This is a genomic window from Leucobacter holotrichiae (assembly GCF_055791005.1).
On the sequence record NZ_JBVUAC010000007.1, the window covers coordinates 196,311 to 205,709 of the forward strand.

Below are 9,399 nucleotides of genomic sequence, written 5' to 3' on the forward strand. Positions count from 1 at the left end.
ATCGCGCCCACGGGCCGATGCGGCGCGGGGTTGGCACGGCGAGGCTGGAAGCATGCATCAGCAGTTCCCTTCCCATCCCCAGCCCGCCCCGGATCCCGACGCCCAGCGTCCCATCGCCCCCGATCCTGAGGCTCAGAAACGCCTCAACTGGCCCCTCATCGCCGGGCTGTCGGCGCTCGCCCTGCTCTGGCCGCTCGCCGAGCTCACCGGCGTGCCGCGCGGCTTCGGTCGTGCCGCGGTGATCCTCACGATCATCGCGGTGAGCTGGGTCGGGGTCGTCGGCTTCGGCCGCTTCCCCCGCCCCGTGCTCACGCTCACCCTCACAGGACTCGGAGCGGGGTTGCTGTCGCACGCGCTCGCCTACGTCTTCGGCGGCGGAGCACCCGTCTGGGCTCTGCCGGTCTCGCTCGCGATGCAGGCGGGATGGGGTGCGCTCGCCGGGCTCGCGGCCTGGGGCGTGCAGGCCGCGATCGACAAGGGCCGGCGATGAGGTCCGGACGGAGGATCCGGCGCTCGTCATGCGCGCTAGGTGGAACAGTGGTGTTGATCGCGGCGCTCGCCCTCTCGGGGTGCGGCTCGATCCCGATCCTCGGTTCCCCCGTCCAGCCCGTCGTCGAGCGGGAGTTCGCGCAGCCGCTCGCCATCCCGCCGCTCGCACCCTCCCGCGTCGAGGACGGCGTGCGGGTGTTCTCGCTCACCGCTCAGGAGGGCGAGCGTTCCTTCGCCCCGGCCACGGATCCCGGGGTGCTCACCCCGACCCGCGGTTTCGACGGCGATTTCCTGGGCCCGACGCTGCGCGCCGAGCGCGGCGAACGGGTGGCCGTCGAGGTGCGCAACCACCTGGACGAGGCGACCAGCGTGCACTGGCACGGCATGCACCTGCCCGCCGCGATGGACGGCGGGCCGCACCAGGAGGTCGCGGCCGGCGGTGCATGGCGACCGGAGTGGACGGTGGATCAGGCGGCGGCGACGCTCTGGTACCACCCGCACCCGCACGGCGCCACGGAGACGCACGTGCTGCAGGGGCTCGCAGGCATGTTCATCCTCGACGACGATGCTTCGGCCGCCGCGGATCTGCCCCGGGAGTACGGCATCGACGACGTGCCGGTCATCGTGCAGGATCGCTCCTTCGACAGCGACGGGCGGTTCGTGCACGAGCGGGACGGTGCCGAGCCGGGCGAGCTCGGCGACACGATCCTCGTCAACGGCACCGTGGGCGCCTATCACGAGGTGCGGCACGAGCGGGTCCGCCTGCGGCTGCTCAACGGCTCCACCGCCCGCACCTATCAGTTCTCGGTGCCCGGCCGGGAACTCACTATGATCGCGGGCGACGGCGGGCTGCTCGAGCGGCCGGTCGCGCTCGAGCAGCTGCGGCTCGCTCCCGGCGAGCGGGCCGAGGTCGTGGTGCGGCTGGAGGCCGGCGAGACCGCGCGGCTGCGCTCGCTGGAGGTCGATCTCGGCGGGGTCGCGGTGCCCGGGGCGATGGGCGGCGGCGACGCCTTCGACGTGCTCGAACTGCGGGCGGCGGATCGCCTCGAGCCGTCGCCCGAGCCGCGGTGGGCCGCTTCCGTGCACGCCGCCGACGACGCGCTGCACGAGGAGGACTCCGTGCGCACGCGCGAGTTCGAGCTGAACGACCGCGAGATCAACGGCGAGCGCATGGACATGAATCGCATCGACGAGGTCGTGCACCTCGGAGACACCGAGGTGTGGGAGGTGCGCAGCTCCCAGCCGATCCCGCACAGCTTCCACATCCACGACGTGCAGTTCCGCGTGCTCACGATCGACGGTTCGCTGCCCCCGCCCGACCTGGCCGGGCGCAAGGACACGATCTATCTCGAGCCCGGGCGCCGCTACCGGCTGCTCATGCGATTCGAGGACTACGCCGATCCCGAGCACCCATACATGTACCACTGCCACATGCTGCTCCACGAGGACGAGGGCATGATGGGCCAGTTCGTGGTCGTCGAGCGGGGCGAGCCCGAGCCGAGCGAGCTCCCCGGCGGCGGGCATGGCGAGCATGGCGGGGATGGCGAGCACTGAGCCGCGGCCTGCGGCTCAGTGCTCGGGGCCGAGATACGGATCTCGCATGGGGATCCGCGGATCCACGTGCGAGATCCGTATCTCGAAAGGGCCGCGCACAGGACCGCCCCGCGCGCTTCGACAGACGCGGGGAGCGGAATCCGTGCAGCGACCGAACTCAGTACCCGCGCAGCACCTGGTCGAGCACCTGGTCGACGCTCTGGTCCCGGCGGAAGAGCAACCAGTCGAGGCACGCTCCCGCGAGCGCCCCGAAGTAGGCCGCCCCCGCGATCTCGGTGATGTCGTCGGAGGAGCGCGATCCTCCCCTCGCGGCCTCCGCCTCGCGCAGCACGTCGCGGAAGCGCACCACCACCGAGGAGCGGGCGAGCTCCATGGCCCCGGCCCACGCCCGGTCGGTGCGGAACACCTCGGACGCCATGAGCTTGGCGAGATCGAGGTTGCCGCGCAGGGTTTCGAGGGTTGCGGCCGCGACCGCACGGGGCAGCAGCTCGGGATCGCCTTCGGCTCGGGCGCGCGCCTCGTCGATGGCCGCGGCGAGGCGCTCGAAGCCGTCGCGCATCACCTGCTCGAAAATCGCGTCCTTGGACGGGAAGTTGTAGTAGAGGCTGCCCTTGGCGACACCGGCCGCCTCGGCGATCTGGTCCATCGAGGCGCCGCTGATCCCGTGCTGCGCGGCGATGCGCACCGCCGCCTCGGTGATGAGCTGCTTCGTGTTCACCCGTGCCATGGGTCTATCCTCTCGCGTTCGCGCTGTTCCCGGATCAACTCGTGCGCGCAGCCGCCCAGCTGAACCGGCCGCCCTAACTGCACCGATCTGCCCAAAAGCACACCGATTCGGCGGTTTCGATGTGTTCCTGGGCAGATCGGTGCTGCACGGGGTGTGACTCCGGTGCGGCGGGTTGGAACGCCGGGTTAGCCGGCACGGGCCAGAAATGGCCCTTTCAGATTGCAAGGCTCGGATGCAGCCGCTTGATCGTCCACACCTTCTGGCGGCGCGCGGCGATCGCGCTGATCGCGAGCGACCCGACGAGCACACCCGCCATCACGAGCAGCGATCCCCAGAACCGGGCGTCGATCCCGCCGCCGATCAGCTGACGCAGCCCCTCGACCACGTACGAGGCCGGCATGAAGGGGTGCAGCGCCTGGAAGAAGGCTGGCGTCGTCTCGACCGGGTAGGTGCCGCCCGACGACGACAGCATCAGCATGAGCAGCACGAGGCTCACCACGCGCCCCGTCGCCGTGCCGAGCAGCGCGATGAACATCTGCTGCAGCGCCAGGAAGGCGAGGGTGACGAGCAGCATGAACGCCGTCATGCCCATCCAGTGCGCGGGACGCATCCCGATTCCGAACACCAGCACGGCCATCATGATCGCCACCTGCCCGACGCCGATCAGCGCGGCGGGCCAGAAGCCGGTGAGCACCGATCGCAGCCCCGAGACGTTCGAGGCGAGCGGGCGACGCGGCAGCGGGCGCAGGATCAGCCAGGTGATGAGCGCCCCCACGAACGAGGCCAGTGCGATGAAGAACGGGGCGAAGCCCTCGCCGAAGCCCTGCACCTCGTTCTCGGTGTGCTCGGCGAGCTGCACGGGGGCCGCCATGGTCTCGGCGATGCGATCCCCCTGTCCCTCGGAGAATTCGGGTGCCTCGTCGGCGCCCTCGGCGAGCTGCTGGGCGAAAGTTCCGGATCCCTCGCTCACCTGCTCGGCGCCCTTCGCGAGCTCGCCCGACTTCTCGCTCGCCTGCTGAGCGCCGGCGTCGAGCTTCGACGCTCCATCGGCGAGCTTCCCCGCGCCCGACGCGAGCTGGTCCGCGCCGGAGGCGAGCACCCCGGTGCCCCGGGTGAGCACGGCGGCGCCGTCCGCGGCCGTGCCGACGCCGGAGGCGAGCGCGTTCGTCCCCTCGGCGACCGTGCCCGTGCCGGCCGCCAGCTTCGACGCGCCGTCCGCGAGCTGGGCGCTGCCGGCCTGCGCCTCACCGCTCTTGGCAGCGAGGGTGCCGGATCCGGAGGCGACCTGCGTCGCCCCCGCGCTCAGCTCGCCCGCTGCGCCCTGCAGCTTGCCGAGACCGTCGACGAGCGCGCCAGCGCCCTGATCGAGCTCGGCGACTCCGGCCGAGAGCTCGCCGCTCTTCGCGGCGACGTTCTGCAGCTGCGAGTCGAGCGACGCCGCACCCGCGGAGAGGTCGTTCGCCCCCTGAGAGACCTGCGAGGCGCCGTCTCGAGCGGCCGCAGCGCCGTCCTGCAGCGCCGCAGCACCGCCCGCGAGCGCCTGCAGTGAGGAGCCCTGCTGCTGCAGTGCCGCGTCGAGCTGGGCGAGGGTCATTTCGGGGTTCGCCGCCGCGAGCTGTGCGACCTGCCCGAGCGCCGGGCTCAGCGCGGCAGAACCGTCGGCGAGCTGGGCCACGCCGTCGTTCAGGCTCGTTGCTCCGGCGGCGAGCGTCGACGCGCCGGAGCTGAGCGGAGCGCTGCCCTCGGCCTGGAGCTGGGCGAGGCCCGCCGCGAGCTGCGAGGCGCCCTGGGATGCGGCGGAGGTGCCTGCGGGCAGTGCGCTCGCCCGCTCGACGAGTTCATCGACTCCGCCCGCCAGCTTCGAGCTCCCCTGCGCGACGGAGGCGGCGCCGCCGGCGACCTGCTCGGCGCCGTCCTTCAGCGCTCCGAGGCCGTCGCGGAGTTCGCCCGACTTGCCGGCGAGCTCGCTCGCGCCCCCGCTCACCCGGTCTGCACCGGCCGCGAGCTGGGCGCTCTTGCCGCGCGCCTCGTCGAGCCCCTCGGCCAGGCGCCCGCTGCCGTCGTGCGCCGCGCCGGCGCCCGCCGCCAGCTGCTGGGTGCCGTCGATGAGCGCGGGAGCCTGCGCGACCATCTGCGCGGTCCCGTCGGCAAGCTCGCCGAGGCCCGCGCTGAGCTTCGTGCTGCCGTCAGCGACCTTCGTGGCACCGCCGTCGAGAGTCTCCGCCGCCTCGGCCGCCTTGCGGGTGCCGTCGCTCAGCTTCTCGACGCCCACCATGACCTGCTCGGCCGTGGTCTGCGTGGCCGTCTGCGCGACAGCGTCGCGCAGTTGCACCATGGCCTGCTTGCCGAGCGTCGAAGCCAGGAACGAGTTGTTGTCGTTGTAGACGACCTCGATCTCGCCGGCCTTGGGATCGTCCTGCAGACCGGCGAGCGTGCTCGAGAAGTCGCTCGGGATCGTCACCGAGAAGTAGACGTCGCCGTCGCCCACGGCCTCCGCCGCGTCGTCGGCACCGAGGGGCTGCCAGTCGAGATCCTTACCCTCCTCGAGCTGCTCGATCACATCGTCGCCCGCGGCGAGCGTCTCACCGTCGGGCTTCTCGGCCGGCTCGTCGAGGTTGACGATCGCCACGGGCAGCTTGTTCAGGTTGTCGGTGGGCGCCCAGAACGCCCACAGGTAGAGCGCTCCGTAGATGAGCGGGATGACGAGGAGCACCACGAGCGCGACCTTGGGCAGGGTGCCCTCGCGGAAGCGCTTCAGCTCGGTGCTGCGGGTGAACAGTGACATGGTGTTTCTTTCTGCGGTGGTCGCCGATGCGGGGAACGGGCTGCGGCCGCGTCGTTAGAGTTCGATGACGGTGGGGGCGGCGTCCGAGGCGCTGCCTCGGGTCGCAGCAGGGGCAGCGGAGGCGAACAGGGCCGCGTCGCCGGGGTCGGTGGTCGCGACGACGACGCGGATCCCCCGCCGCGCGAGGCTGCTCAGCCGCTCGGCGACGAGTGCGCGCTCGGCGGGATCGCGCAGCGCGTCGAAGTCGTCGACCACGAGCAGCTCGGGCCCCTCGATGAGGGCGAGGGCGATGCGCACGAGCATCTCCTCCGCCGGACCCAGTTCGCGCACGAGGGTGGCGGGATCCGGCTGCTCGAATTCGCCGAACGCCTCTGCGAGCAGCTCGCCCGAGAGCTCGGGGGTGACGCGCGGCGTGCGCCGGTACCAGGGCAACGCCCAACTGAGGCGCTCGCGCAGCGTGGCGCCGAGCGTCACCGACGGCTCGAGCGCGTCGATGTCCTCGAATCCGACGAGGCCGGTGATGCGCCGGATCTCCGAGAGTTTCGTCTCGCCGAGTGTCGCGAGGGATCCTCCGCTCAGCTTCATGCGTCCCGCGATCGAGAGCAGCAGCGAGGTGCGGCCGCTGCCCCGCGCTCCGAGCACCACCGTCACGGGGTTCGTGCTCGTGGCAGTGAGCGGGCCGAAGACCGCGCCCCGTGCAGCGCTCACATGCGCGGCCCGCAGCTCGACCGCGGGAACGGGTGAGCCGCGCCTCGGCGCGACCGCGCCCGCCTCGACGGAGGCGTCGGCGGTCTCGTCTTCCCAGGCCCCCGGCTGGGCGATCCCGGCCTTCGCGATATCGATCTCCACGTTCCCGAGCTCCTCAGTGGCTTCGATGGTGCTCACGGATCCTCCTGTGATTTCTTGAACTGACTAGTCAGTCTAAATCTGCAAGCCCGCTACGTCAACCCACCCGCACCCCATCCCACAGGCCCCAGCACAGGGCGGGAATAACCTGCGCCCCGCCGCGTTAGATTTACATGCAAGCGCATATAATTGACGCAACAACAGAACGGAGCACCCCATGGAGTTCGGGATCTTCTCGGTCAGCGACGTGACCCGCGACCCGGTCAGCGGCAAGACCCCCAGCGAGGCCGAGCGCATTCAGGGCCTCGCCACCATCGCGAAGCACGCCGAGGAGGTGGGCCTCGACGTCTTCGCCATCGGCGAGCACCACAACCCGCCGTTCTTCTCGTCGAGCCCCACCACGTTCCTCGCCTACATCGCCGGGCAGACCGAGCGGCTGAAGCTCAGCACGAGCACCACGCTCATCACGACGAACGACCCGGTGCGTATCGCCGAGGAGTACGCCATGCTGCAGCACCTCTCCCGGGGCCGCATGGATCTCATGCTCGGCCGGGGCAACACCGCCCCCGTCTACCCCTGGTTCGGCAAGGACATCCGCAGCTCGCTCCCCCTCGCGCTCGAGAACTACAACCTGCTGCACCGGCTGTGGCGCGAGGACGTGGTCGATTACGAGGGCAACTTCCGCACCTCGCTGCAGGGCTTCACGAGCACCCCGCGACCGCTCGACGATGTGCCCCCGTTCGTGTGGCACGGCTCGATCCGCACCCCCGAGATCGCCGAGCAGGCCGCCTACTACGGCGACGGCTTCTTCGCGAACCACATCTTCTGGCCCTCGGAGCACTCGCTGCGCCTCATCAATTTCTACCGCGAGCGCTACGAGCACTACGGCCACGGCACCGCGAAGCAGGCGATCGTCGGCCTCGGCGGGCAGACGTTCATCGCGAAGAACTCGCAGGACGCGATCGACGGCTTCCGCCCCTACTTCAACGAGGCCCCCGTCTACGGTCACGGTCCGCGCATGGAGGACTTCATGAGCCAGACCCCGCTGAGCGTCGGCAGCCCGCAGGAGATCATCGACAAGACCCTCACCTTCCGCGAGACCTTCGGCGACTACCAGCGCCAGATGTTCCTCGTCGATCACGCCGGCCTGCCGCTCAAGACCGTGCTCGAACAGCTCGACCTGCTGGGCGAGGAGGTCGTGCCGGTGCTGCGCCGAGAGCTCGCAGCGCTCCGCGATCCCGAGGTGCCCGAGACGGCTCCCACCCACGCGAGCCTCGTGCGCGCCAAGTACGGTGACGAGGCCCCGCGGCAGCCGCGCCCGCGCGCCAACCGCGGTGATAACGTGACGGGCGGATCGCCGTACCTCGACAGCGCCGGCGCGAGCTTCGGGCTGCGCTGACCCGCCGAGCGCTGATCCACCCAGCACTGACCACCCGCCCAGCGCTGATCCGCCCAGCCCCGCACCCCACCCCGCTCACCACCTGGAGGACCCCATGAGCACCGACCGCGTCGACCTCAGGCTCGCCAACGAGGCCTGGGAGTCGCTCATGACAGCGCACGCGAGGCTCACAGCGATCTTCGCGGGCGAGGGCATGTGGAGCGAGGCCTCCATGCGCGAGTACGACGTGCTCTACACGCTCGCGAAGGGCGACGGGCCCCTGCGGCTCTGTCAGATCCAGGACGGCGTGCTGCTCAGCCAGCCGGCGCTCTCGCGCATGATCGACCGGCTCGTCGCGCGCGGCCTGCTGCACCGCGAAAACGACCCCGAGGACAGGCGCGCCGTGCGCATCTCACTCACCGAGGAGGGCTCGCGCGTGCAACGGGAGACCGGGCGCGCGCATGCGAAGAGCATCGGCCGCGAGCTCGGCGCCGCCCTCACCCCGGAGGAGATGCGGGAGCTGCGAACGCTCTGCCGCAAGCTCGTCTCCTAGCCCCACCACTACTCACATCCAGCCACCCTCACCGGAGGAACCCATGCTCCAGACCCCGAACATCGCACAACCGCGCACCCGCACCATCGCGGTCGTGAGCGCCGGCACGAGCGAACCTTCCACCACCTCGATGCTCGCGAGCAGGATCGCCGACAAGGCGGCCGCGCTGGCGAAGCAGAACGAGGTCTCCCTGCAGATCAGGTTCATCGACCTGCGGTCGCTCGCGCAGGACATCACCACCGCGCTGGTCTCGCAGCACGTATCCGCGGCGCTGCAGGAGGCGAGCGACACCCTGCGCGACGCTGACGCGCTCGTCGTCTCGACGCCGGTCTACAAGGCCGGGCCGAGCGGCCTGTTCACCTCGTTCTTCCAGGTGCTCGACAACGACCTGCTCATCGGCACCCCCGTCGTGCTCGCCGCGACCGCGGGCAGCTCTCGGCACGCGCTCGTGATCGACGACCAGTTGCGCGGCCTGTTCGCGTACCTGCGCACCGTGACGGTGCCCACCTCCCTGTTCGCCGCGCCCGAGGACTGGAACAGCGGCGATCTCGGCAAGCGGGTCGAGCGCGCCGCGACCGAGCTGCTGGCGCTGATCTCGGGCGGCTTCCGCGACGCGGTGCGCGGCGAGGCCTGGGCCGGGTACCAGCACTCCTTCGGCAGCGCCGGCGGCACCGAGGTCGGGATCGACCTCGAGAGCGACCTCATGCGGCTGGCGACCGGCGGACGCTAGCGCCGCGGAGTGCGCTCCGAGTAGCGCGAGCGGTCGATAACGGCTCTCACCCCGGGAATCCAGCGCCCTTTTCGACCTCTCACGGGGCCGCGAGCCGCAGGCCGAGGCCCGTGCGCTCACCCGCCGAGCGCCGCGAGCATCTCGGGGGTCGGCACGAAGTACGCGCTGCCCGTGACGGGCGTGGAGAAACGGTAGCGGGCCGACCTGTGGCCGCCCCGGACTCAGTGAGGAGATCCTGCTTCAGGCGGGTGTTCCACCGCGGCGGGTTCAGGGGGTCGTGTGAACACCCTGAATTGTGAGGAGCAGGGGTATGGGGAGTCAGCGGCGTACACGGAAA

Annotated in this window: 8 protein-coding genes; 5 read left to right on the forward strand and 3 right to left on the reverse strand. The window is 71.0% G+C overall.

Annotation, left to right across the window (positions count from 1 at the left end; translation table 11 throughout):
- The first annotated feature begins 52 nt into the window (after nucleotides 1-52).
- Both AC0KXF_RS10890 and AC0KXF_RS10895 read left to right on the forward strand, forming a co-directional pair.
- Nucleotides 53-490 (forward strand): hypothetical protein, encoded by a 438-nt coding sequence (locus AC0KXF_RS10890; protein ID WP_473109204.1) that lies wholly within the window; start codon nucleotides 53-55, stop codon nucleotides 488-490.
- 47 nt (nucleotides 491-537) lie between these two features.
- Nucleotides 538-2,043, forward strand: a complete 1,506-nt coding sequence (locus AC0KXF_RS10895) for a multicopper oxidase family protein (protein ID WP_473109205.1) — start codon at nucleotides 538-540, stop codon at nucleotides 2,041-2,043.
- A gap of 157 nt (nucleotides 2,044-2,200) precedes the next feature.
- On the opposite strand, the gene AC0KXF_RS10900 is transcribed toward AC0KXF_RS10895, so the two are convergent.
- The 3 genes from AC0KXF_RS10900 to AC0KXF_RS10910 all read right to left on the reverse strand — a co-directional run bounded on the left by AC0KXF_RS10900 (nucleotide 2,201) and on the right by AC0KXF_RS10910 (nucleotide 6,440).
- Complete coding sequence (locus tag AC0KXF_RS10900; RefSeq protein WP_473109206.1) at nucleotides 2,201-2,770, reverse strand: TetR/AcrR family transcriptional regulator; 570 nt, start codon at nucleotides 2,768-2,770, stop codon at nucleotides 2,201-2,203.
- 214 nt (nucleotides 2,771-2,984) lie between these two features.
- Entirely contained in the window at nucleotides 2,985-5,555 is a 2,571-nt protein-coding gene (locus AC0KXF_RS10905) for a YhgE/Pip family protein (RefSeq protein ID WP_473109207.1), read from the reverse strand.
- A gap of 54 nt (nucleotides 5,556-5,609) precedes the next feature.
- Nucleotides 5,610-6,440 carry an ATP-binding cassette domain-containing protein gene (locus tag AC0KXF_RS10910; protein WP_473109208.1) on the reverse strand — a complete coding sequence of 277 codons (831 nt, stop codon included), beginning with the start codon at nucleotides 6,438-6,440 and terminating at the stop codon, nucleotides 5,610-5,612.
- A 178-nt stretch (nucleotides 6,441-6,618) separates the two neighbouring features.
- Between AC0KXF_RS10910 and AC0KXF_RS10915 the strand changes: the two genes are divergently transcribed.
- From AC0KXF_RS10915 to AC0KXF_RS10925, 3 genes are all read left to right on the forward strand, one after another.
- On the forward strand, nucleotides 6,619-7,800 hold the full coding sequence (locus tag AC0KXF_RS10915; RefSeq protein WP_473109209.1) for an LLM class flavin-dependent oxidoreductase: 1,182 nt from the start codon (nucleotides 6,619-6,621) through the stop codon (nucleotides 7,798-7,800).
- 94 nt (nucleotides 7,801-7,894) lie between these two features.
- Entirely contained in the window at nucleotides 7,895-8,332 is a 438-nt protein-coding gene (locus AC0KXF_RS10920; RefSeq protein ID WP_473109210.1) for a MarR family winged helix-turn-helix transcriptional regulator, read from the forward strand.
- A 43-nt stretch (nucleotides 8,333-8,375) separates the two neighbouring features.
- Nucleotides 8,376-9,062 (forward strand): CE1759 family FMN reductase, encoded by a 687-nt coding sequence (locus AC0KXF_RS10925; RefSeq protein WP_473109211.1) that lies wholly within the window; start codon nucleotides 8,376-8,378, stop codon nucleotides 9,060-9,062.
- The last annotated feature ends 337 nt before the right edge of the window (nucleotides 9,063-9,399 follow it).

Coding starts and splice junctions, on each gene's coding strand:
- AC0KXF_RS10915 (WP_473109209.1), top strand. CDS start 6,619: ATGGAGTTCGGGATCTTCTCGGTCAGCGACGTGACCCGCGACCCGGTC.
- AC0KXF_RS10905 (WP_473109207.1), bottom strand. CDS start 5,555: ATGTCACTGTTCACCCGCAGCACCGAGCTGAAGCGCTTCCGCGAGGGC.
- AC0KXF_RS10900 (WP_473109206.1), bottom strand. CDS start 2,770: ATGGCACGGGTGAACACGAAGCAGCTCATCACCGAGGCGGCGGTGCGC.
- AC0KXF_RS10920 (WP_473109210.1), top strand. CDS start 7,895: ATGAGCACCGACCGCGTCGACCTCAGGCTCGCCAACGAGGCCTGGGAG.
- AC0KXF_RS10890 (WP_473109204.1), top strand. CDS start 53: ATGCATCAGCAGTTCCCTTCCCATCCCCAGCCCGCCCCGGATCCCGAC.
- AC0KXF_RS10925 (WP_473109211.1), top strand. CDS start 8,376: ATGCTCCAGACCCCGAACATCGCACAACCGCGCACCCGCACCATCGCG.